Raw genomic sequence first — 24,779 nt, 5'->3', positions numbered from 1 at the left:
AAATAAACGTATCTATTCAATTTTACATATTCAACTATTTATGAAAAGTATTTACACTTTACTCACTTTTTGCTTCTTGCTAATTGGATTTACGTCTTGTTTCAAAGGAGCAAAACAAGCCCCTGAAGAAATGGAATCTACATCATCAGTAAATGAATCAGCAGCTTTTTACGATTTCAAAATGCCTTCTTTAGATGGAGAAGAAATTGATTTTGAACGTTACAAAGGTAAAAAGGTATTATTAGTCAATGTTGCATCTAAGTGTGGTTATACTCCTCAGTATACTGAGCTTCAAAAATTACACGAACAATATGGAGAAAAAGTTGCAATTTTAGGTTTCCCTGCCAATAATTTTGGAAAGCAAGAGCCAGGTACTAATGAAGAAATTGGTGCTTTCTGTCAAAAAAATTATGGTGTTTCATTCCAAATGTTCTCGAAAGTATCTGTAGCAGGAGATGATAAAGTTGAGCTTTATCAGTGGTTGTCAGATAAAACACAAAACGGTTGGAATGATCAAGAGCCTAAGTGGAACTTCACAAAGTATGTGATTGATGAGAACGGCAAATTAACTCACTATTTTGAATCAGGAGTAGCTCCAATGGATGAAAAACTATTGACAGCTCTAGATGTAAAGAGTTAATTAATATATAAATAAAAAAGAAAGGCGATCATTTCTAGAAAATGGTCGCCTTTCTTTTTTAGAGCCAATGTTTATTCTTTGAAAGGGTTTTCTCCTTTGGCTTCATTACTATCAAAAACACGAATAGCAATAACTTCAGCTTCAGCAGTTATAACACCATCTACACTAGAAGTACAATGCATCACTGTTTTTTTCCCTTTTACTTGAGTTATTTTAGCTCTTAATTCAACAACTGTGTTTGGAGTAGGCTTAAGGTATTTGATATTCATTGTACCTGTGGCATAACGATAGTGTGGTTCAGAATCTAAAGGTCTATTCTCAACTTTGTATGCATTTGCCATAGCAGTCCCCATGCAGTGGCAATCAATTATAGTAGCCAAAATACCTCCACTCAACAGGTTTGCCCATCCATGGTATTTTTCTTCGGAGTGAAATATACAAACAGCTTCTTCGCCATCCCAGAAGCTCTTTATCTGTAAACCATCTTTGTTGTCAATTCCACAGCCATAGCATACATTACCATGCATGAAATCTTGAAAGTACTCTTGTTTAATCTCCATGTGTGTGTTTATCAAAAATGTTAGTCTGTTGTGAGGAATTAGAATATGATTAATTCCTTCTGAACAATAAAAAAGAATTCATTGTCTTGTCTTGGAGGAATGCTATTGTAGCATTTTTCAAAGACCTTAATTTGAAATAATGGATTGAATAAGGTGAGGTATTCAGTTTTATCACCGCCAAAAGGAGGGTGATCAGTATTTAGTGGAAGGTCGAAAAGTAAACCTACTACTTTCCCTTTCTCTTTTAATAGGTTGTTTAGCTTAACGATATACCTTTTACGAAGCAAAGGATCTAAAGCACAAAAAAAAGTTTGCTCAATGATCAAATCAAAGTTGGATTCTTTCAGCTCAAAAAAGTCTGATTTAATCATGTGTTTTTTAGGAAAGCTAGGGCAGCGTTGAAGCAAGTTGTCAAGTGGTTGTTGAGCAATGTCAACAACATAAACATTTTTAAATCCTTGTTCGTGCAAGTATTGAGCTTCATAAGAATTACCAGCTCCCGGAATTAATATCTTTAAGTTTTTATCTTCTAACTGATCGAAATAAGTTTTTAATGGTGTAGTGATTGCCTTCGCATCCCATCCCGTATCTAAATTTTTATATTTATTTTCCCAATAGTCCTTGTCGAGTGATTCTTTAGGCATGATTTAATGAGTCTAAAATTTGGTATTACACCTCCAAAAAAGTAACCAAAATTTACAAGGATTTATTCTGATATAAAAATACAGTATCCATATTTTGATCGTATAGGGGTATTTTTAGTGATTTCTTAATCTTTCTTCTTCCCCCAAACTTCCACTTTACCTTTTTTAGAAACCAGAACATTTCCCACTGCATCATATTTAAATTCAAGTTTTTCTAGCTTATTATCTTTACCAGGCAAATCCATACTAAATGAAGACATTCCATCATGTAAAACACCGATACCTTTAATGTTTAAATTTTCATCCTTCCCATCAGACATAAATGCCTTAATTTCTTTAAGCTTTACGGTACCCTGTATGCACTTGATCTTTATTTTGGTTACTTCTTGATCCGAGTTTTGAACTTTAACTTGATCAGTCTCTGCTTTATAGTTGACAACTTTTTCAGCAATTTTCACCCAGCCTTTATCTTCATCTTGTTTTACACCAAAAAAAGAAGAAAGTAAAAGGGTAATAAAAATGATAGAAGTAATTGAAAGTAATTTCATAGTAGTTGAGAGCCTTTTTAAATAGTAGAACTATGAATCTGAAAGCGAAAGTTCAAAATGAAGGGTATCTTGATCGCATTGTTATTTGTTATGGAAGTTTATTTGATATGTTTTCGGAAGTATCTGAAAGTAAGTTTTAAAAGCCCTTGTAAAATGTTGGCTTTCTGAATAACCTAGTTTTATAGCAACTTCCTTGACAGAATAATTTTTTTCCAATAAGTACTTAGCTAACTCCATTCTCTCCTTTTTTAAATAATTAGGAATACTGATTGCGAATACTTTCTCAAACAATGAATTCATGTAATCTTTATTCATACCATATTCCAATGAAAGTCCCTTCAGCGTATATGGATACTCAAGGTTTTCAGATAAAGTATTTCTTATTTCAAATACGGTTTGAAGTTCTTGCTCCTTTATTCCTCTAAGTCTGAATTGTATTCTCTTCTTCAAGTATGAATAGGTGAGACAAAAGACTTCCATACATTTTGCCCTGAAATATTGAGCACTTACTTCTTTTTCTATAGCTGGCTTATTGAATTCATTGAACAGCTGTTTCATTTTTGGACCAGAACTCTCATAAGCTAAATAAGGCTGTTCAACGGTTAAAAAATCTTGTGATTCTTCTAAGATATCTGGGAAGTATTGTTCAATCCATTTATGTTCTAGTCCAACCATTATCAATTCGATAGATGTTCCTTTCTTATTTTGAAATTCCAATGAAGTTGAAGGATTCAAGTAGAATGCTCCTTCTTGAATTTTTGAATTATAGTCTTGATTAATGGATGCCCCCTGTAAATGATCAGTTCTGAAAAAGTCGATTAGGTAACGTGATTTATCTGGGCAAGGAAGCCTATGCCATATTATATCTTTCTTCAAGTTTATTTTAATACTGATGATAGACATTAAATCATCGTGATAAAGGGATTCAAGGTAACCTGTACCAATTGTCTTTGGAATCTGTACTTTACCATTTTCAACTTTTTCATCTAAGATTTGAGCAAAAGCATCCAGCCAATTTTGTTCCGAAAAAGGGATTGATCGAATCTCAATTTTAGAGACTTTTTCCTCTTTTGTATCTGTATTTTTTGATGGCTTACTAGACATTCTAATTATTGCTTAGGTTAAAGTGGTATTTTTTAGAGTTAAAAAGGTATATAAATACCTGTTTGTGGTAGCTACTTTTGCAATATCCTAATCAAGACAAGGTTTTCAAAATATAAGAACTCAATCAGATTTCAATAATAGTGATTGAGGTTCGTATGAATTGAATTCCCCCATTATCAAATCAAGAGACTAAAAAATGACTACTAAAGATTTATTACAAGGCTTAAGTTTAGGTACAGCGCTAGTTGGAGCTGCTTTACCTTCACAAGCTGAAGATGGCAATAAGCCTGAGGCAAAGAAAAATGAACGACCAAATATACTTGTGATTTGGGGCGATGATGTTGGGTATTACAATATCTCAGCCTACAACCAAGGAATGATGGGTTATCATACCCCAAATATTGACCGCTTAGCTAAAGAGGGAGCTATTTTTACAGATCATTATGCACAACAATCTTCTACAGCAGGTCGTGCATCATTTATTACTGGACAGCAACCTTTCCGTACGGGACTTTTGACAATTGGAATGCCTGGTTCAGATCATGGTATTCCTGATTGGGCTCCTACAATTGCAGATCTTCTAAAAGAGCATGATTATGCTACCGGTCAGTTTGGTAAAAACCACTTAGGAGATCGAGATAAGCATTTGCCTACAAATCATGGTTTTGATGAATTCTTCGGGAATCTTTATCACCTAAATGCCGAAGAAGAACCAGAGACATATTACTACCCAAAAGATCCTTCATTTAGAGAAAACTACGGACCTAGAGGGGTGATTAAATCAACGGCAGATGGACCAGTAAAAGATACAGGACCATTGACTCGTAAACGTATGGAGACCATTGACGAAGAATTTATGGACGGTGCCTTAGACTTTATGGAGAAAGCACATGAAGAAGAAAAACCATTTTTTGTATGGATGAACACTTCTCGTATGCATGTCCATACAAGGTTGAAGGAAGAAGCCAAAGGAAAGTCGGGTATTTCTATCTATGCGGATGGAATGTTGGAGCATGACGGACATGTTGGAGTAATGCTCGATAAATTGGAAGAGTTGGGTATAGAAGACAATACTATCGTAATTTATTCAACTGACAATGGGGCTGAAACATTTACATGGCCTGACGGTGGTACGACTCCATTTCATGGTGAAAAAGGTACTACTTACGAAGGTGGAATGCGTGTGCCTCAACTCGTGCGCTGGCCAGGAGTAATTGAGCCAGGAACACAGGTAAATGCCATGATGTCTCATGAAGATTGGATGCCTACACTTTTGGCAGCTGTTGGTGATGACAATTTAGTGGACGAAATGAAAGAAGGTGTTGAGTACAACAATAAAGATTGGAGAGTTCATCTTGATGGCCATAATTTCTTACCTTATTTCAAAGGAGAAGTACAGGAAAGCCCTCGTACTACTAAAATGTATTTTGGACAAGGAGGAGAGTTCAATGCGATTCGTTGGAATGATTGGAAGTTGACTTTTGCAAAACTTGATGGAGATATGGCCTCAGCTGTTCGTATGGTTCCTTCTTGGGCACAAATTGTGAACTTAAGAGCCGATCCATTTGAAAAAGCACCTTTAGAATCTGAAATGTATGTACGTTGGATGATCGACAACATGTGGCTATTTGTACCAGTTTCAGATGAAGTAACAAAATTCTTTGCTTCTTTAGAAGGTTATCCATTCCAAAAAGGAAGAAGTTTCTCAGCTGCAGCAATCAATTACAATACACTTGAATTACAAAAATTCATGATGCAAGTTCAAGAGAGTATGGCTGAGCAAGAAAAATAAATTTGAAGTCAATATTATATTAAAAGGCTACTCAATTTTTTGGGTAGTCTTTTTTATTTAAAAACCACCTTGCTCACTCAAGCAAGGTGGTGAAAGGCTCATTCTTAATATTTAAAGTGTATTTACACTTTTAGTATAAATAGTCTAATGCAGTTTGGTCGCCGCTAGTAAAAGGACGAGTCCGAACCAGCAAGCATCTAAGAGCCTACTTCAGGATTAGAAGGTGTACCAAGAATATAATTTGCACCTATATCTGAAGCACCTTCATTATCATAAGCTCACCGCAGCTAAAGCTTCTATCCATATAATCTGTGTGGCAGAAGCCTATACAATGCCCAATTTCATGAGCGATTATTATAGTCAAATTACCTAGATTATAAAGATTATGAGTCAGCTTTAGATGTTGAATTGGTCTAGTATAGGTAGTTCAATGCAGTAACGTCACCGCTTGTAAATGGACGGTTCGTACCATCTGAACAAGCAAGCATCCATGAACCTACTTCTGGACTAGAAGGTGTACCTGGGATAAGATTTGCACCAATGTCTGAAGCTCCTTCGTTGTCTGTTGCACCACCACAACTGAAGCTTCTATCCATATAATCTGTATGGCGGAAACCAATACAGTGTCCCATTTCATGAGCAATTGTTGTTGTTAAAGCTCCTAGATCAGTCACGTTGTCGTAGTAAGCTCTTGTCAACAAAATTTCATTGTATGGATCTCCTGCTGCTGTAGGGAATCCAGCAGAACCCAATATGCCATAAAATCTATACCACCAAGGAGAAGGTGTAAAGCTGATATCAGCTAAATTGCTATTTCCTACTCTTTGAAAAGTAAGAGTTAGATTTTCAGCATTGTAACGAGCATTAGCTGCATCCACAGCATCAAAATACTTTTGAGGGAAGCTAGTGCTAACGTAAACATTAATTGTACGAGGAAGTCCAGTAACCAAGTTATCTGTACTATAATGTTCTTCAGTTGCAAATTGAGAACGAGAAGACATAAAGTCTAGTTGATCTAGACGGAAAACGATGTCATTCTCTACAACTAAATTTCCATCGTGAAGATGAACAGGGAAGTCCTTAGTGTTGAAACCAAGAGCCTCAATTTTAGCCATGATTTCAGGAGTAACCTCATTTGGTTGAACATTTTCTTCAGTAGATGTACATGCAGAAAAAATTACAAGTGTTGTAACGATTAATAATAATGTTACTTTTTTCATTGAATTAGTTTTTAAGAGTGAAAACTTGAATGAGCCTTTTATGTATTAACATTCTATGAATTCAAGTTGGGATAGTTCACTCAATAGTGAATTGAATTGGATTTTTCTGTAAATGAATTTAAGTCAAATATAAATTAAACTTTGTAACTTGTACAAATACAGGTTTTTATAGTTCTTTTGGGATGCTAGATTTGAATTTGTATTATGTTAATAACGTAAGATTAACAACTGTACTTAAAATGAGTAAACTCATAAGATTTTAAAATCTTGAATAATTATAATTCTTTCATTTACGATGTTGTAAGCTGATAATTTTACTTACAAGAAATATAATTCTGTGAAATGGTAATTTTTCAGATGTTTGTATCTTTTGAATTTAGCTAGCTCTTATGAAAATTCTATGTATAGGTTTTTGTAGATGTAATCACTAGTTAAGGAAGAAAATAAACTTAAATATAATGTTACTAACGATGAGTTTACACTTCAAAAACTCATTTATATTCCAATTCAAAAACTAATATTGAACTTTTTCACTATGATTTTTTTTCAAAAAAAATTCTATCACATATCGCATATATTGATTTTAAACCTATTTATTCTTCAAAAAATACATTCACAAACAGTTCAAAGTATAGAAGTTAGCTCACCAAACACTTTATTTGAAGTAGGAAAAGGTGAAATTAATCAAGCTTATAAAGACAGTAGAAAACTTAAAATTTATAGACGGCAAGGTAAGGATAGTTATATTGTTGAAGGTGTAAAAAGCGATTCAATATTAGATTCGATAGGTTTAGATGATTCTGTAAAATTCTATGCCTCAAATTTTTACAATCCCCCAAATGATGTGCGCAATTACCTGATTCAGTTTAGTTTAGAGTCTGATTTTATTCAAGAACTCCAATTGAATAAAATCAAGTATGGAATTGTGAAAAAGTATTCTGAATATAATAGTTATCAACTGCGTCTGAGTGCTGAAAATTTGGTGAAAGTTCAGTCACTTAAAAGTGTAACTCGGATAGATATCGCTAATAAACCTCTGTCTGAAAGCCCCTTAAATGAGTTAGACCTTTCAGTTAATCAAATACAATTTTTGCATCATAAATTCGCAGATTTTTTAGGTAAGGAAAAAGTAGTAGCAATTAAAGAATTGCAATTCAATAAAGAAGATATTGATTTATCTGACAGATCAGTAACGACTAACTTTGAAGCATTAGAAACTTCAAACCATGCGACTGCTATGGCGACTTTAATAGGAGGGGCAGGGAATTCATTTATCACAGGAAAAGGAGTCGCTCCAAAAACATCATTGGCTTCAACTTCATATGAAAATGTATTCCCCGATGTGTCTAAGATGTTTTCCGATTTGGATGTACACGTACAAAATCATTCTTATGGTTTTGATATTGCTAATTACTATAGTTTAGAGTCCTCGGCTTATGACCAGCAAGTATTTGAAAACCCTGAAATACTTCATGTTTTTTCGGCTGGGAATAAAGGTGATTCAATCCCAGAAATAGGTACATATAAAGGTATAGGTAATTTTGCAAACCTTAGTGGAAAAGTGAAGATGGCTAAAAATATACTTCTGGTTGGAGCACATAATCAATATTATGAAGTTGACCTGAGAAGTTCTAGAGGTCCAGCTTATGATGGTAGATTAAAGCCAGAAATTGTAGCTTATGGAAGAAATGGTTCTTCAGATGCTGCCGCTTATGTTTCGGGTACTGCAATTTTATTGAAAGAAGCCTATCAAAAACGTTATGCTGGTTCAGCTCTTTCATCTTTAATCAAATCTCTTTTAATAACTACTGCTATCGATATAGAAAATGAAGGGCCTGATTACATTTCTGGATATGGTAGATTAGATGCGGAAAGAGCTATGTCAACTTTAATCAATCATCAGTTTTTTGAAGATTCTTTGAAGGAAAATGAAATAAAAAGCTTTTCATTTTCTATACCATCCGATGTTTCAGAGTTGAAACTCTCATTAGTTTGGACTGATCCACAGGCAAATTTAGGAGATTATAAGGCTTTAATAAATGACCTAGATGCAGTTCTTAAAACAAATGAAGGGGGGCAAGTTTTACCTTGGGTACTTTCTTCTGCTAATCATATTGACAGTTTAAAATTGGATGCGATTAGAGCTGAAGATCACCTTAATAATGTTGAATACATTTCGGTGAAAAAACCTACTGAAGGAATGTATACCATAGAGGTGAAATCAACTGAGTTACATACTGATTTTCAGAAATTTTCTATTTCATATGATTATACAGTTAAGGATAAATTTGAATGGACTTACCCAACTTTTTCAGATCCATTAGAGAGTGGTAAAACTAGGATTGTCAGATGGAGAAATTCTTTTGAAAGTAAGTTAGGAACTTTAGAAGTAAAGTGGGATAATCTTAGTGATGAGGCTGATAGTTGGAGAGAAGTTAAAAATGATATTGATCTCAATTTAGGGTATTATGAATGGTTTATCCCTGAAGTAACAAGTATTGGACAGTTACGAATGAAAGTTGAGAATGAATATTTTTATTCTGATGAGTTTACAGTCAATCCTATTCCGAATTTGAATTTTGCAGTAAACTGCGATGATCGATTTATTTTAGCATGGGATTCTATCTCAAATATTGAGAGTTATGAAATAGCTGAAATAAGTAAAGGAGTTAAATCATTTTATAGTTTAGAAAAAGAAAATTATAAGTATTTCGAAAAAAGAGTGTCAATTCCCGAAACCTTCTCTCTCACACCATATTTCAAAAATGAACGAAGAGGATTGTCTTCTTATGCAGTTGATTTAAATACTCAATTTAGTTCATGTTATATTTCAAGTTTTTTGGTGAAGAAAGGAGAAAATGATTTAGCACATTTGTCTTTAGAACTTGGTAGTATTTTGGGAGTTAAAGAAGTGCATTTCGAGAGAGTTGAAAATGGATTCTCAGAGGTATTGAGTATTCAAGATAATATTGAAGAGACTTTACTAAATTTAAGTATCCCGCTAGAAGGAACAGGAAGACAAGTGTTTAGAGCCTCAATAATATTAGAGGATGAAAGTCTGATTTTATCAGATGAGGCTTCAATTTTATTTACCCAAGAGAAAGATTTAATTGTATATCCGAATCCTGTACTTAATCAGTATCCGATTTACATTCAATCATCAAATCAGCCAAAGACATTTACGTTATATAATTTATATGGAAAAGCTGTTTTTCAGACAGATTTATTGGGCGAAATTGATGAGATTTTTTTACCAAATCTGTCAGAGGGAGTATATGTTTTTCAAGTTCTTGAGAATGGGACTTTTTTTAATTCGGGGAGAATCATAATTCAAAAAGATCAGACTTTCTAAAATCTTGTATATATTTGATTTCTAGTTTACTAATCACAGGACTTTAATTATTAGATATTTTTGACAGAAACCAATTATCCTTTTGTAGATATCCACACACATTTTAATGGAAAAAGAGGAGCAGAACAGATAAGTATTCAAAATATTTTCATTCAAGATTTTGAGCAAAATAGCTTTGAAATACCTTTTTCAGTTGGTTGGCATCCTTGGGATTATAACAAAGTAGAAAAGGTCAATTGGAACGAATTTCTAAAAAGTATTGAAAATGAAAGTGATCTGTTGGCTATTGGTGAAAGTGGATTAGATAAAGCAATTGAAGTTTCTTTAGATTTTCAAAAAGAGATATTTTTGAAGCATATTGAACTTTCAGAAGAACTTAAAAAGCCATTAATTATTCATTGTGTAAGGGCTTATTCTGAAATTTTAGAAATAAGAAAGTCTTCAAAAGCTCAAATGCCTTGGATTATTCACGGTTTTAATGCCAATATTCAAATAGCTAAACAATGCATTCAAAAAGGTATTATTCCTTCTTTTGGTGCTTTTTTATTTAATGAAAAAACAAAAGCATTTAGAACCATAAGAGAGTTGAAAGGCGAATTATTCTTTCTTGAAACTGACGATCAAGAAAAGTACGAAATCAAAGACATTTATAATCAGGTTGCTCAAATACATAGGATAGAACTTGAGGAACTGAAAGAAAATATTTACATCACTTTTAAAAGACTTTTTGACTTGTCTTAATCATTTTTTTAAAGTTATGACAAAACTCAAAGATAAAACCATTCTGATTACTGGTGCATGTGCAGGAATTGGGAAAGCTTTACTTATTCAAGGGCTAATTCAGAAGGCTAAATCAATCATTTATTTAGATAAAGATTTAACACAAGTTCACCGACTTTATCATGAGTTTCAACCAACTCATTGTGAACTGAGGGGAGAAGTTGTTGATATTTCTAATCCTAACGAAGTAAAAGAAATTGCACAACAATTAGCTGAGGAAGATATTCATATCGATATTCTTTTCAATAATGCGGGCGTCATGATTGGAAAATACTTTCATGAAATGCAGACAGAGGAAATAGACTTATTGATGGATGTAAATGCCAAAGGGAGTATGTATGTGGCTTCTGCATTATTACCAAGAATGATTGAACGAAAGCAAGGACACATTGTAAATATAACTTCAATAGCTGGTTTGGTGTCATGCCCTCAAATGAGTGTGTATTGTGCATCGAAGTGGGCAAGTACAGGTTGGTCTGAGTCTTTGCGCTTGGAAATGGAACAGCTAAAGACAAATATAAAAGTGACTACTGTTCAACCAGGACACGTAAATACCACAATGTTTACAGGCTTTAAATCAAATTTCTTAACTCCAACACTCACAGCAGAAGAAGTTGCGAAACAAATTGTTAAGGGAGTTGGTAAGAATAAAATATTTGTACGAATGCCATTTATGAATAGGTTATCACCTTTTATCAAGGGAATTCTTCCTGTAAGATGGTTTGACTTATTGATCGGAAGAGGGTTGGGAATTTACGATTCAATGGCAAATTTTGAGGGGAATAATCCTTTGAAGTCAAAAGAAGAAAAAGTGACAAATTAAAGTGGTCAAGCGATAGACCACTTTAATTTAATCAGCAAACATATCACATCGGCAAGCATACCACTGCTTCTGTAACTGGACTAATTCTTCGATATACTTTTCAATATCATCAAATCCTGAATACGTTTTACCACTGTGTGAAAGTGTTGGGCTTTGATGATTTTCTTTTTCAACTACTTTTCTAGCCAAAGACATATCCTCTAATGTCTGTTTGATTTTGAGTTGTTTCTTGTCCGTAGGGTTTATCGTCAATTCAATCATTTTCTTTAATTTTTAGTCTTATACTAAAACTATAACTATAACTGCTATTTAAGCAAAGAGTTAGCTGTACTTAACATCATTTATCTAAATCTGAAGACAAATGACCATGTACTGAAGATTATTAAGTGTATTTTTTAAACTTTTTCTTTAGTGTGCTTGTAAAATTAGAATTCTTGTTCTAATTTATTTAAGGATTTTAGAATGAGGAACTGAAAATGATATGACAGCACCGAAGAAATTGAGCACGAAAGAAAGGATTTTAGATGCGGCATTAGAGCTTTTTAATACAAAAGGAGTCGGTGGAGTCACAATGCGAGATATTTCTGAGGAAGCAGGGCTGAGTCCCGGCAATCTCGCTTATCATTTCAAGAATAAAAACGTGATTGTCGAGATGCTCTTCGTACAGATGGAAAATGAACGCAAAACTGCTTTATCGGAAGTACAAGCCATTCCATCTTTTGAAGTCATCAACCGTCAGTCTCTTATGATCATCGGTCTGACCGAGAAATATAAGTTCGTCATCCTAGATACCATGTCTTTGTTTCGTCAATTTCCCGAATTAGGGAAGCTACAAAGCAAGTACGCCCATGAACACATCGCATATATCAAAGCAATGTTCGATTATTCGGTGGGATCAGGGAATATGATCGCGGAACAAGAAGAAGGACAGTATGAAAGACTAGCCAAACTCGTGTGGATGACACTCTTCCACTGGCCAGTACAAGAATTCATCACCCCTTCAGAACAGGCATGGGAGCTTGAAGTCCGAAAAGCAATGTGGGATATGTTCAAACCTTATCTTACAGACAAAGGAAGAGAGAATTTTGAGCGAGCATTGTTGAAATAGCAGTAAAACTTTTTCTACATAGATTATTTAGGAACACCCAAAGACTATGCGTCTATTCCAAACCCAAGTAAACAAGCACTCAGAGGCTTATCAAAAGAATTATGAGGAAATGTCAGTCCTCTTGAACGACTTGAACCTTAAAATGGAGAAAAGTCGATTCCAAGGAAAGGAAAAACACATCCTCAAGGCGAGAAGTAAAGGCAAATTACTCGCTCGTGAACGTGTAGAACTTCTTCTAGACCAAGATTCTCCCTTTCTCGAACTGATGCCACTTGTTGGTTTAGGAGGAAAAGGCTTAGGTGTTGGCGGTACGACCGTTGGAGGAGTTGGACTCGTGTGTGGGAAACTCTGCATGGTCATTTCAAACATTGGAACTTTGAAAGGTGGAGCAGTAGATTACGCTACACTCAATAAAAGTTTACGTTTGGGGGAGATCGCAGAGAAACATCACCTTCCTGTTGTCAACTTGGTGGAGTCCGCGGGTGCTCATCTTCCTGAGCAAGAAAGAATTTTCAATTACGGAGGCGCAAGTTTCCGTGACATAACCCGTCGTTCCAAGAAAGGCATCCCAAATATCTCGGTAGTCTTCGGAAATAGCACTGCAGGTGGGGCATATGTTCCTGGAATGTCCGACTATGCAATCTTCGTTAAGGATAAAGCAAAGGTATTTTTGGCAGGACCTCCACTTGTCAAGATGGCGACCAATGAAGTCGTAGATGATGAATCTTTAGGAGGGGCAAGCATGCACTCTAAAGTCTCTGGAGTTTCCGATTATTTGGCAGAAGACGAGTACGATGCCATCCGGTTAGCCCGAGAGGTTGTAGCGCAACTGAAAGATGCCACTCCACAACAAGTACCAGACACCGAGGTACAAGAACCGGTCTATGATATCGATGAACTGCTCGGTATTGTCTCTGCAGATATTAAAGTACCTTATGATGCAAGAGAAGTCATTGCGAGAATTGTAGATGGTTCCGAGTTTTCAGAATTTAAACCTGATTATGGAAACACATTAGTGACATGTTTTGCCAAAATCCACGGATATAAAGTCGGGATTATCGCAAACAACGGTGTGCTATTCTCTGAATCGGCAAATAAAGGAGCACAATTCATTCAGCTCTGTAATCAGAACAATACACCTCTTATCTTTCTCCAAAATATCACTGGATTTATGGTTGGAAAAGACTACGAAGAGGGAGGAATCATAAAAAATGGTGCAAAACTGATTAATGCGGTTTCCAATAGTGAAGTACCATCTATTACGCTGATGGTCGGAGCCTCATTTGGGGCAGGGAATTACGCAATGAATGGCAGAGCTTACGAACCGGACTTCCTTTTTGCTTATCCGAACTCAAAGATTGCGGTAATGGGAGGGGAACAATTGGCTGGGGTCATGGAACTGATCCAAAGAGAAGCTGCACAAAAGGCTGGACTTCCTTACGATGAAGAGCAAGCAAAGAACTTGAGAGCATATATGATGGCAGAAGTCGATAAGAAGTCGACAGCTTTCTACAGTACAGGGCAACTTTGGGATGATGGCATCCTCGACCCGAGAGAATCCCGAAACTATTTGGGCTTTTGCCTTGCCATCGTCAACAATAAAGTCTACGAAGGCACTTCTTCTTATGGAGTCTTCAGAATGTAAGCTGTATTTGTTGATTACCTTCTCTATTCTTAGAGTTAACGAAGTGATTTAAGAGTTTATGAGTGAAAGAAAGAGGCGAACGCAGTTCTTCAGACTCGAAAAATATATTCTAAAGTTTAGAATAGAGAGAATTATCATCAGATAGACCGTACTAGGTACAGACAAGGCATGCCTTGTCTCTACGACTGAAAATACAACATAAACAAAGACATTATCATCAGATAATTTAGTCAGTCAAACATAACGTGTAACCACTTTTTTTGTGTACACCGAGTATTTGTAATCATCTACGACCAAAACACTTTTTACCCGAAAACAACAGACCAATGTCAATGCGTATCATTGAATCTATACTGATTGCCAACAGAGGTGAGATTGCCCGAAGAATCATTCGTGCCTGTCAGAAGATGGGGATTCGTTCCGTTGCTATTTTTTCTGATGCAGATGCCAATGCACTCTTTGTACAAGAGGCAGATGAGGCGATTGCATTAGGCGGAAATGCTCCCGCAGATACTTACCTCAACTTTGAGAAAGTATTGAATGCGGCAAAGGCTACTGAAGCCACAGCGATACATCCCGGATATGGGTTTTTAGCTGAAAATGCTGCTTTTGCAACAGCTTGTAGAGAGAGCGGAATTATTTTCATCGGACCGAAAGCAGATAGCATCGAGCAAATGGGATCAAAATCCTTGGCAAAAAGTCTGATGGAAGCACATGATGTACCTGTCATTCCGGGATATAAAGGTGACGACCAATCTTTAGAACGATTCACCACAGAGGCAGAAAGCATTGGCTATCCCGTATTACTGAAAGCCGTTGCTGGAGGTGGTGGAAAGGGAATGCGAATTGTAGAACAGCCGTCTCAAATGCAAAGTGCCTATGAAATGGCAAAAAGCGAGGCTAAAAATGCTTTCGGTGACGATGCCATGATGCTCGAAAAGTATTTTGAAAGAGCTAGACACATCGAATTCCAAATATTTGGTGATGAACATGGCAATGCAATTCATCTTCATGAAAGAGAATGCTCACTACAACGCCGTCATCAGAAGATTTTAGAAGAATCACCTTCGCCTGTACTCTCAGCATCGGTGAAAGAACAGATGGCAAGCTCTGCAATAAACGCAGCTAAAGCATTAAACTATGTAAATGCGGGGACTGTCGAGTTTATCCTTACCGAAGACGGTCAGTACTACTTTTTGGAAGTAAATACACGTCTACAAGTCGAGCATCCAGTCACTGAAATGATAACAGGACTCGATCTTGTTGAGTGGCAAATAAGAGTAGCCCAAGGAGAAGTCTTACCAATCACAAATCAAGATGACATTCCTCAAAAAGGCTATGCCGTAGAGCTTCGGTTATATGCCGAAGACAGTATGAAAGGCTTCTTGCCCGCTACTGGTACTGTACTGAAATGGTCGGAAGTAAATATGGAAGGGGTACGTTATGAATCTGCCGTTCAGACAGGCGATGACGTCAGCGTATTTTATGACCCAATGATAGCGAAGCTTGTTGTTTGGGCAGAAAACCGTGATGCTGCTTTTCGTAAGATGCACTTTGTCTTAGGGAAAACAGATTGCTTGGGCTTAACTACCAATCAAGACTTTTTGCAATACCTATTTGAGCAAGAAAACATTCAAAAAGGGGTATATCACACTCGTCTTTTCGATGAAACTGACATTCTTTTAAAATATCAACAAGAACAAAGCGCTGCGCAAATTGAACCATTGATCGCACTATCGTTATTCAGGTGGAATCAACGAAATCAGAAGAAGCATGTCCTTGGCAACTTGCCTTCTGCATGGCGCAATAACTTCTATCAACCCCAATTTGACAAGTATCAAGTGGGAGAAAACGAAGTACAAGTTAATTATAAGGTCGTAAAAACTGGTTTTGAGATTTCGGTCAATGATCAGAACTATAAAGCTTCTGTACTTTCCACAGATGAGCAAAGCATCAGAATACAGCTTAATGATGCTGTCAAGACGTACACAATAGCTGGAAGCGGTACTTATTACGTAAAAGAAAGTAATAAGGCAAAAGTAACCGAAACGACACTTTTGGAACGATTGCCTTTGCCAGAGAAAGAAGAAATCAAGGGCGGGTATACCGCGCCAATGCCCGGAGAGATCATCAAGGTCTTGGTAGAGAAGGGAAACAAGGTATCAAAAGGACAAGCCTTGTTAATCCTAACTTCCATGAAGATGGAGAATACCATCACTGCAAATGCAGATGGAAGCATCGTGGATATATTTATCAGAACCAACGATCAAGTAGAGGCAGGTACGCTTTTATTAAAAATTGAGGAGGATTAATGGCTCTTATGCTATTCGCACTGTCGGAAAATCACTATCCATAGCGTAGAGACAAGGGCGGACGCAGTCATACCTTGTCTTTATCATAAATTCATAGTGTATCAACACAAAAAACTGAAATAGAACATCAACGACTAGATAAACACAATAGACAACATGTATTTTACGAAAGATCAAACCGAAAACATCTTTACTTACCACTTCGCTTTTATTGAGCTAGCGGTAAAAGAGCATGCTTTGGTTGTAACGCTAAACCGACCAAACAAAAAGAACGCATTGCACCCTGTCATGCTCAATGAGATGGCCTTCGCCTTCGCTTATGCACATCATCATGGCGATATTCGAGTGGTACTCTTACAAGCGAACGGTGATATTTTCTGTTCGGGAGCCGATTTGAAGGCATTTATGGGTGTCATTGAAGAACATGACTCTACGGTACCCACTGCTGAAGAAGAAATCTTGATTGGAGAAATCTTCTTTAAGTGTCACAAACCTTGCGTTGTCAAGGTACAAGGTCCCGTCTTCGCTGGTGGCTTCTTACTTTTGGCTGGAGCAACTCAAGTTGTCGCAAAAGAAGGCATCCGATTGGGGCTTCCCGAAGTAAAAAGGGGATTGTTCCCTTTCCAAGTCATGGCGAGCCTTATGGATGTCATGCCTGCACGAAAAGTCTTGGACTGGTGTCTGAGAGGATATGATTTACCTGTCGACGAAGCCAAAGAGTTAGGCTTAGTCACTGAAATTGCCCAAGAATCTGAATTAGATGAAGCCGTAAATAAGATTGTAAAAGAGCTTTCTGCCAATGCGCCCCTTGCACTACACTATGGGATTGAAGCTTATAGAAAGCTGAGCCAAGGAAGTCAGTCTGAGAAACACAAATATTTGAGAGATATGCTGGGAAAAGTCATCCAAACCCAAGATGCAAGAGAAGGCATTCAAGCATTTAAAGAAAAACGAAATCCCGTGTGGGAAGGAAAGTAGGTTTATCATTAAAGAACATGTAGAGACAAGGCATGCCTTGTCTTTATAATAAATACCGTATTGAACAGACACTTTTTATCAAAAAACAACACATACAATGCCCCAAAAACTAATTATTTCAGCTGCTTTGACAGGTGTTTTGGCGAATAGAACACAATGTGAAGGAATTCCATATACTGCAGAAGAAATCGCAGAAGAAGGAAGGAGGGCGATAGAGGCGGGAGCAAGTATTTTACACATTCATGCACGTCAAGATAACGGAATGCCTGCCTATGATGTAGAATCATACCGTAAAATTGACGAAGCCGTAAAAGCCAAGTGTGGGAACGTGATCATCAACTATTCTACAGGTGCAATTGGCATTCCTCAAGAAGAACGCATCCATCATATCTCTGCACTACAGCCCGATATGGCTGCTCTCAATATGGGATCAATGAATTATGCCATCTATTCTAAAAAGCAAAAGCAATTTTACCATGATTTTGTCTTTGCAAACCCTTTCAAAGACATCAAATACTTTTTAGAAAAGATGAATGAAGCCGATTGTAGGCCAGAGATGGAGTGTTTTGACACTGGGCATCTCAACAATGCCATGCCGCTCATAGATATGGGCATCCTGAAACCACCTTATCAGTTTAGTATGATCATGGGCGTCTTAGGAGGTATCCCCGCTACCACTGAGAACCTCTTACATCAAGTAAAGCAAATCCCTTCTGAAGCACATTGGCAAGTAGTCGGCATTGGGCGCAAGCAATGGAAGATGGTTGCTGCTGCAATCACCATGGGAGGAAACTTCCGTGTCGGTTTGGAAGACAATCTTTACTTGCCAAATGGCGATATGTCAAAATCAAATGGTGAATGTGTGGAAAAGGCTGTTGAGATGATGAGGATGTTAGACAGTGAGCCGGCAAGTATTGAAGAAGCGAGGGCAATTCTTGCTTTACCAAAGAAAGAGAATGCTGAATTGAGCTAAATCTATTTTTTAATTCGTGAATTAGACCATGTTTCAAAAAGATATATTCAAAGGGCAAAAAGTAGTTGTGACAGGGGGAGGAAGTGGGATTGGTTACACTACAGCAAAACACTTTCTTCAGTACGGCGCAGAGGTTCTGATTGCTTCTCGTAAGGAAGAAAAACTGATCAAGGCACAAACTGAATTACAAGAATTTGGTGTTTGTGAATATCAAGTTTGTGATATCAGAGAAGTTGAATCTGTTGAGTTGCTTGCCGAAAAAGTAAAGTCCTTGTGGGGAAGTCTTGATATCTTAATCAATAATGCTGGAGGTCAGTTTCCGTCTCGTGCAGAAGATATAAAAATCAAAGGATGGAATGCTGTGATAAACAATAATTTGAATGGGACATGGTATGTCTCTCAAATTTTAGCCAAAGCATTTTTTATTCCTCAAAAATCTGGCAATATTATAAACATAATCGCGAACGTTTTTAGAGGATTCCCGGGAATGGCACATACGGGAGCGGCAAGAGCAGGTGTAGATAACTTGACGAAGAGCCTTGCTGTGGAATGGAGTCCTTATCAGATCAGAGTGAATGCTGTTGCACCGGGTATCATTAAGTCTACGGGCTTAGAACAATACCCCGATGAGATTCTGAAAGGCTTGTCTGATCAGATTCCTCTCAAAACCTTGGGTTCAACAGAAGATGTCGCGAATCTGACTACTTTTTTAGCGAGTCCGATGGCAAAGTTTATTACTGGAGAGACTGTGTATTTGGATGGAGGGCAAAGATTGTGGGGTGATGTGTTTAAGGTGTGATTCTAAAGTAATACTTCATAAAGTCGAATTATTTTTTTAGACATAAGTTGATAGATCAAAGTTAAGGGAGCGTGTATTGCATTTATTATTCTTGCACGGTGGAGGTTTAGGTTCTTGTTCACTCTGTGTTGTTCATTTCTTTGCTTGATCAAAGAAACGAACCAAAGAAAATCAAGCCCCATCGAATCTCCTTCCCGCAAATCAACCCTAGCTTTTCTCGTGGGGCAATCTCCCCCACTACAATACTTAAGGGGAATGGTTTGTCCTAATATTACAACCCAATTTTTTAAATGAAATATGACGAACGCTTATACATAAGTCTTGAAACTTAATTTTAAACACTAACTCTTTTAATTGAATGAATACCCAGAAACAAACCCAAGTCAAAGGAGGCTCTTTTATCCTTGAAAGTCACTCTTCTGCCACTACATTCACACCCGAAGAATTTAGTGAAGAGCAAGTTATGCTTCGCCAAAGCGTGACGGATTTCATCCAAAAAGAGATTGAACCTAATTACGCAGAGCTAGATTCTGCAAAGGCACATCAGTATGCCGATGGTTTGATGAAGAAAGTCGCAGACCTTGGTTTTCTAAGCTTAGGCGTAGAAGAGCAGTACGGAGGTTATGAAGCCGATTTTACAACACAGGTTGCATTAACTGAAATGACGGCGCAAGCTTATTCTTTTGGTTTAACAATTGGAGTGCAAACAAGTATTGGTATTGCTCCGATTTTGTTTTATGGCAATGAAGAACAAAAGCAAAAGTATCTACCCGGTTTAGTAAGTGCCGAAATAAAGTCTTGCTATTGCCTCACAGAACCACAATCAGGTTCAGATGCAAATGCAGCTCGAACCAAAGCAGTTTGGGATGAGTCGAAGCAACAATATATGCTGAATGGGCAGAAAATGTGGATTACCAACTCTGGCTATGCTGATATTTTTATAGTCTTTGCTAAGATTGAAGATGATGATCTTCTTTCTGCTTTTATAGTAGAAAAAGCATTTGGAGGGATAACGCTAGGTGAAGAAGAAAAGAAGATGGGAATCAAAGGATCATCTACAAGGCAAGTATTTTTTAATGATGTTCCAATTCCTGCAGAGAATCTTTTAGGAGAAAGGCAAAGAGGGTTTAAAATGGCTCTTGAAGTGCTGAATACAGGACGAATCAAGATGGGGGCATCTGTGATGGGAATTGCTAAGAGGGCAATAAAGCATGGAATTGATTATGCCGCAGAAAGAAAGCAGTTTGGACAATCATTGAATCAGTTCGGTGCTATTCAGCATAAGATTGGGCAGATGGGAGCTTTGATCTATGCAATGGAAAGTATGACTTACAGAGCAAGTAATGATATTGACCAAAAATTTGATGAGTTGATAGCGGATGGCCTAGAAGAGGCTAAAGCAAAATATTTATCCGTTGCCGACTTTGCCGTTGAATGCTCTCTGATTAAAGTTTATAATACCGAAGCATTTGATTTTATCGTAGATGAAAGTCTTCAGATTCATGGAGGAATGGGCTTTTCTTCTGAATCAAAGATTGAGACACTTTACCGAGACAGTAGAGTAAACCGAATCTATGAAGGTACAAATGAGATTAATCGAATGTTGAGCGTAGATATGATTTTCCGAAAAGCAATGAAAGGAGAATTAGATTTGATGACTGCAGTTCAACAAGCAATGGCTCAGAAACCACATGAAATTTCAGCAAATAAACTGATCATTCCTGAGTTATATAAAGTTGTAGAAAACTTAAAAGTTTTGATGCTACAGTTGGCAGGGCAAGTAGCTGAAAAATTTGCGACTACATTGAGTGATGAACAAGAAGTGACGATGGCGTTGTCAGATATGATGATGCAAATTTATGCTTTAGAATCTGCAATTATGAGAGCTGAGAAAAATAAAGATGATAAGATGACGATCTCTTTCCGAATTCCAGCCTGTCAAATACTAGCTTTTGATGCCGTAAGAAAGTGTAGAATTGCTGCCGAAGAAATTTGTTTAACCCTATCCAAAGAACCGAATACTTATGACGTATATGGCTTTCTGAATTTGCCAGTGTTTCCGCTCAAGGATTTACGTCGAGAATTAGCTCAAGTTATGATTTCAAATGAGGGCTATTTCTTTTCTAAATAAATTTTTTGCCTAACTCTTAACTATTAATGTCAACACAATTTAGTCCAGAATGGAACATACTAGATTACTTTTATTATTGGGAAAAGGAGAGAGGGGAACAAACATTTTTGAGACAGCCTTTTGGTAAAAATTGGAAAATTTACACTTGGGAAGATGTAGGTGATCAAGCTAGGAGAGTAGCAAACTATCTACGGTCTCTTGATCTTCCTCCACAGTCTCATATCGGATTACTTTCTAAAAACTGTAGCCATTGGGTTATTGCCGATTTAGCAATCATGATGGCAGGGCATGTTTCGGTGCCTTTTTACCCAAATATTTCTGCTGCAGACTTTCGGAAAGTATTTGAACATAGCGATTGTAAGGCACTTTTTGTAGGGAAGCTAGAGGATTGGGGAGAGAAGAAAGAGATTGTAAAAGATGTAGGAACAATTATTCGTTTCCCTCATTATGAAGGAAATGTGAAAATTGATATTGGGAAAAAATGGAAAGATATTCTTTATGAATTTACCCCAATTACCGATAGTCCTGTGCCTCCACTTGACCAACTTTGGACAATACTTTATACTTCTGGAACAACTGGAAGCCCCAAAGGTGTAATGCATAATTATCGTGGAGTTATTTCTCTGATGTATGTAGAAAGAATGCATGGGATGCTCAAAGTTTTTAAGGTAAAGAATCCTAGATACTTTTCTTATCTGCCGCTAAATCATGTCGCAGAAAGAGTGATAATTGAAAGCACAGCTATCTTTTCCGGAGGATCAATTTCATTTGGAGAATCTATAGATACTTTTCAGAAAAATTTAGAGGATACACAACCGACTTTATTCATGTCAGTTCCTAGAATTTGGTCAAAGTTCTACGATGGTATAATGGCTAAACTTCCATTCTTGGATACACTTTTAGCTATACCTCTTTTATCGGGATTTATTAAAAAAACAATTCGGAAAAAACTAGGACTAAATGAGGCTGCAATCATACTCACAGGTGCTGCACCAACCTCTCAACGTTTATTCAATTGGTATAATAAACTCGGGATTGAACTGCAAGAAGTGTATGCGATGACTGAAAATATTGGAGGTTGTGCAGTGATGCGTAAAAATGAACGGAAAAATGGAACGGTAGGTCAAGCTTTACCCGAGGTCGAAATTAAAATTGAAGAAGGGGAGGTAGTAACTAGAGCAAGTTGGTTGATGCAAGGCTACTATAAAGACCCTGAAAAAACAGCTGAGGTATTGAAAAATGGTTGGTTGCATACTCAAGATATTGGGGAATTGGATGGAGAGGGTTTTCTCAAAATTACAGGGAGAAAGAATGATAATTTTAAATCTGAAAAAGGGAAATTTATTATTCCAGCACCGATTGAAGAACGTATCCTTAGCTCTCCATTTGTAGAATATGCATGTCTAGTGGGCTGGGGATTAAAGCAACCTATCGCTTTGTTGCAACTAAATGATTTTGGTAAAGGTCAAGAACAAGATATACTTCAATATCATTTTGAAGATTTACTCTTAGAAATCAATGAACCTTTGGCTAGATACACTCAAATTCATGCTTTTGTGATAACTTCTGTGATGTGGGATGTGGATAATTATATGCTTACACCAACAATGAAAGTGAGAAGGAAAGAGGTCTATGATAAGTATAAAACAAAATGTGAGAAATGGTTGGAGACATCTAAACCCGTAATATGGGAAAAGGAACATTTATCACAAAGCGAAAAACTGATAACCCAAGAAGAACAACAATAACTATGGAAAGCTACTATTTTACCGAAGAGCATAAACTTTTTAGACAAGGATTAAGAGATTTTCTTGATCGAGAGGTAATGCCTCATATTGACGAATGGGAAGAACAAGAAAGAGTACCTAAAGAAATTTGGAGGAAATTTGGAGAAATGGGCTATTTAGGCTTGATCTATCCAGAGGAATATGGAGGGATTGAAGCTGATTTCTTCTTCTCGGTAGTTTTTATTGAAGAAATTTCGAAGTGCTTTTCTGGAGGTTTTGCCATTACCCCATCGGTGCATCAGTATATGTCAAATACATATATCTATAAACATGGTTCAGAAACTTTAAAGCAGAAATATTTACCAAGTGCAGTTAATGGAGAAAAAATAGCTTGTATTGGAATCACTGAACCCGGAGCAGGCTCAGATGTGGCAAATATTCAGACAAAAGCTGTAAAGGATGGAGATTATTACATCGTGAATGGAGCTAAGACTTTTATATCCAATGCATATTATGGAGATTATGTCATAGCTGTTGTAAAAACTGATCCCGAAGCAGGAGTAGGAGGGATAAGTCTTTTAGTCATTGATTTAGATGCTGAAGGAATCTCGAAACGGAAGTTGAAAAAGCTCGGATGGCATGCTTCAGATACAGCCGAATTAAACTTTGATGATGTAAAAGTTCCTGTTGAGAATTTGATCGGGGTAGAAGGTGAAGGCTTTTATTATTTGATGGGAGGACTTCAACTCGAAAGATTAGTTGGGGCAATTGGCGCTGTGGCAAGTGCTGAACATGCTTTGAGTTATGCATTGGATTACATGAATCAACGAGAAGCTTTTGGAAGAAAAATTAATCGATTCCAAGTGCTAAGGCATCGTGTGGCAGAACTTTCATCTGAATTGACTGCCCAAAAGTACTTTACCTATCATTGTTGCCGATTACAGAATGATAATCATTATGCTGTGAAAGAGTGTTCGATGGCAAAGCTTAATACCTCTGAGTTGAATTATAAAGTGATGTATGAATGTCTTCAATTCTTTGGAGGCTATGGCTATATCGAAGATTTTAAGATTGCAAGACTTTTAAGAGATAGTAGAATCTTGACGATTGGAGGAGGCTCTTCAGAAGTAATGAAGGAAATTTTAGCCAAAATGATTATTGACGATAAGGTTTATCAAGAGGCCGATGGAATTCATTTTCCTTCTCAAAAAATCAATGAAACAGAACTAGAAAAAGAAATAGTAACCGAAAACTTAACTGAAATGAGTATCGAAAAAACAACGCAAGTATTACAAGAAAAAGCATCTAATGCAGCTCCACTCGGAAACAGTATGAAATTCGTATTTGGTGATGAAGGAAATATCTACTTAGATGGGTACGCAGATAATACAGTTAGTAATGAAGACAAAGAGGCTGATTGTATTGTAAATGTAACTCGTGAAGATTTTGATGCTTTATTGAGTGGTGAACTAAACCCTATGAATGCATTTATGGCAGGGAAATTAAAAATCTCGGGAGACATGAGTGTAGCGATGAAATTGAATACAATAATGGGATGATTTTCTTTGATATAATTAAGTAGTTAGTGTTGATAACGGCCTTTCGAGGCCGTTTTTTATTTGCCTAATTCTTACATACTCTCT

21 protein-coding genes and 1 pseudogene are annotated in these 24,779 nt (G+C 36.8%); 15 read left to right on the top strand and 7 right to left on the bottom strand.

Translation table 11 applies throughout. The annotated features are described in order from the left end of the window. Positions 1-40 precede the first annotated feature (40 nt). Positions 41-640 carry a glutathione peroxidase gene (locus BC781_RS01490; RefSeq protein ID WP_109615476.1) on the top strand — a complete coding sequence of 200 codons (600 nt, stop codon included), beginning with the start codon at positions 41-43 and terminating at the stop codon, positions 638-640. 71 nt (positions 641-711) lie between these two features. Here BC781_RS01490 and BC781_RS01485 read toward each other — a convergent pair whose 3' ends face one another. The 4 genes from BC781_RS01485 to BC781_RS01470 form a co-directional block, all read right to left on the bottom strand. Further along, positions 712-1,200 carry a PaaI family thioesterase gene (locus tag BC781_RS01485; protein WP_109615475.1) on the bottom strand — a complete coding sequence of 163 codons (489 nt, stop codon included), beginning with the start codon at positions 1,198-1,200 and terminating at the stop codon, positions 712-714. A gap of 38 nt (positions 1,201-1,238) precedes the next feature. Then, the gene (locus tag BC781_RS01480) at positions 1,239-1,844 is read right to left on the bottom strand and encodes a methyltransferase domain-containing protein (RefSeq protein ID WP_109615474.1); all 606 of its coding nucleotides are present in this window, start codon (positions 1,842-1,844) and stop codon (positions 1,239-1,241) included. Between the two features lie 125 nt (positions 1,845-1,969). After that, the gene (locus tag BC781_RS01475; protein WP_109615473.1) at positions 1,970-2,392 is read right to left on the bottom strand and encodes a DUF2541 domain-containing protein; all 423 of its coding nucleotides are present in this window, start codon (positions 2,390-2,392) and stop codon (positions 1,970-1,972) included. 81 nt (positions 2,393-2,473) lie between these two features. After that, the gene (locus tag BC781_RS01470) at positions 2,474-3,496 is read right to left on the bottom strand and encodes a helix-turn-helix transcriptional regulator (RefSeq protein ID WP_109615472.1); all 1,023 of its coding nucleotides are present in this window, start codon (positions 3,494-3,496) and stop codon (positions 2,474-2,476) included. 196 nt (positions 3,497-3,692) lie between these two features. Between BC781_RS01470 and BC781_RS01465 the strand changes: the two genes are divergently transcribed. Continuing rightward, complete coding sequence (locus tag BC781_RS01465) at positions 3,693-5,288, top strand: arylsulfatase (protein WP_109615471.1); 1,596 nt, start codon at positions 3,693-3,695, stop codon at positions 5,286-5,288. 247 nt (positions 5,289-5,535) lie between these two features. On the opposite strand, the gene BC781_RS25705 is transcribed toward BC781_RS01465, so the two are convergent. Next, entirely contained in the window at positions 5,536-5,682 is a 147-nt protein-coding gene (locus tag BC781_RS25705) for a zinc-dependent metalloprotease (protein ID WP_262510258.1), read from the bottom strand. 19 nt (positions 5,683-5,701) lie between these two features. Further along, positions 5,702-6,508: a M57 family metalloprotease gene (locus BC781_RS01455; RefSeq protein ID WP_109615470.1), complete on the bottom strand. Its 807-nt coding sequence runs from the start codon at positions 6,506-6,508 to the stop codon at positions 5,702-5,704. Positions 6,509-7,043: 535 nt separating this feature from the next. On the opposite strand from BC781_RS01455, the gene BC781_RS01450 reads away from it, so the two are divergent. Genes BC781_RS01450 through BC781_RS01440 form a run of 3 tightly spaced genes read left to right on the top strand, consistent with a single transcriptional unit; the run spans position 7,044 to position 11,463 of the window. After that, the gene (locus tag BC781_RS01450; protein WP_109615469.1) at positions 7,044-9,860 is read left to right on the top strand and encodes a S8 family peptidase; all 2,817 of its coding nucleotides are present in this window, start codon (positions 7,044-7,046) and stop codon (positions 9,858-9,860) included. 60 nt (positions 9,861-9,920) lie between these two features. Then, positions 9,921-10,601 carry a TatD family hydrolase gene (locus tag BC781_RS01445; RefSeq protein WP_158281368.1) on the top strand — a complete coding sequence of 227 codons (681 nt, stop codon included), beginning with the start codon at positions 9,921-9,923 and terminating at the stop codon, positions 10,599-10,601. A gap of 16 nt (positions 10,602-10,617) precedes the next feature. Then, entirely contained in the window at positions 10,618-11,463 is an 846-nt protein-coding gene (locus BC781_RS01440) for an SDR family NAD(P)-dependent oxidoreductase (protein ID WP_109615467.1), read from the top strand. Between the two features lie 27 nt (positions 11,464-11,490). Here the strand turns inward: BC781_RS01440 and BC781_RS01435 are convergent, their stop codons facing one another. Next, a complete protein-coding gene (locus BC781_RS01435; protein ID WP_109615466.1) occupies positions 11,491-11,724 on the bottom strand; it encodes a hypothetical protein in 234 nt (77 codons plus the stop codon). 220 nt (positions 11,725-11,944) lie between these two features. Between BC781_RS01435 and BC781_RS25845 the strand changes: the two are divergent. The 10 genes and pseudogenes from BC781_RS25845 to BC781_RS01385 form a co-directional block, all read left to right on the top strand. After that, positions 11,945-12,103, top strand: a pseudogene (locus BC781_RS25845) (TetR/AcrR family transcriptional regulator); the annotation flags it as partial. A 12-nt stretch (positions 12,104-12,115) separates the two neighbouring features. Continuing rightward, positions 12,116-12,571, top strand: a complete 456-nt coding sequence (locus BC781_RS01430; RefSeq protein WP_245935561.1) for a TetR/AcrR family transcriptional regulator — start codon at positions 12,116-12,118, stop codon at positions 12,569-12,571. Between the two features lie 46 nt (positions 12,572-12,617). Further along, a complete protein-coding gene (locus tag BC781_RS01425) occupies positions 12,618-14,216 on the top strand; it encodes an acyl-CoA carboxylase subunit beta (protein WP_109615464.1) in 1,599 nt (532 codons plus the stop codon). 326 nt (positions 14,217-14,542) lie between these two features. After that, entirely contained in the window at positions 14,543-16,528 is a 1,986-nt protein-coding gene (locus BC781_RS01420; protein WP_109615463.1) for an ATP-binding protein, read from the top strand. Between the two features lie 156 nt (positions 16,529-16,684). Beyond that, positions 16,685-17,506, top strand: a complete 822-nt coding sequence (locus tag BC781_RS01415; protein WP_109615462.1) for an enoyl-CoA hydratase/isomerase family protein — start codon at positions 16,685-16,687, stop codon at positions 17,504-17,506. 97 nt (positions 17,507-17,603) lie between these two features. Further along, positions 17,604-18,479: a BKACE family enzyme gene (locus tag BC781_RS01410; RefSeq protein ID WP_109615461.1), complete on the top strand. Its 876-nt coding sequence runs from the start codon at positions 17,604-17,606 to the stop codon at positions 18,477-18,479. Between the two features lie 28 nt (positions 18,480-18,507). Next, complete coding sequence (locus tag BC781_RS01405) at positions 18,508-19,278, top strand: SDR family oxidoreductase (protein WP_109615460.1); 771 nt, start codon at positions 18,508-18,510, stop codon at positions 19,276-19,278. A gap of 358 nt (positions 19,279-19,636) precedes the next feature. Further along, positions 19,637-21,409: an acyl-CoA dehydrogenase family protein gene (locus BC781_RS01395; RefSeq protein ID WP_109615458.1), complete on the top strand. Its 1,773-nt coding sequence runs from the start codon at positions 19,637-19,639 to the stop codon at positions 21,407-21,409. 26 nt (positions 21,410-21,435) lie between these two features. Next, the gene (locus BC781_RS01390; protein WP_109615457.1) at positions 21,436-23,157 is read left to right on the top strand and encodes an AMP-binding protein; all 1,722 of its coding nucleotides are present in this window, start codon (positions 21,436-21,438) and stop codon (positions 23,155-23,157) included. Continuing rightward, on the top strand, positions 23,097-24,695 hold the full coding sequence (locus tag BC781_RS01385; protein ID WP_245935560.1) for an acyl-CoA dehydrogenase family protein: 1,599 nt from the start codon (positions 23,097-23,099) through the stop codon (positions 24,693-24,695). Before BC781_RS01390 ends, BC781_RS01385 begins: the two co-directional genes overlap by 61 nt. Positions 24,696-24,779 lie beyond the last annotated feature (84 nt).

This window comes from Sediminitomix flava (assembly GCF_003149185.1).
Lineage (GTDB): Bacteria > Bacteroidota > Bacteroidia > Cytophagales > Flammeovirgaceae > Sediminitomix > Sediminitomix flava.
Note: the sequence above shows the minus strand (reverse complement) of the source record. Positions and strands in the feature narration are given on the sequence as shown.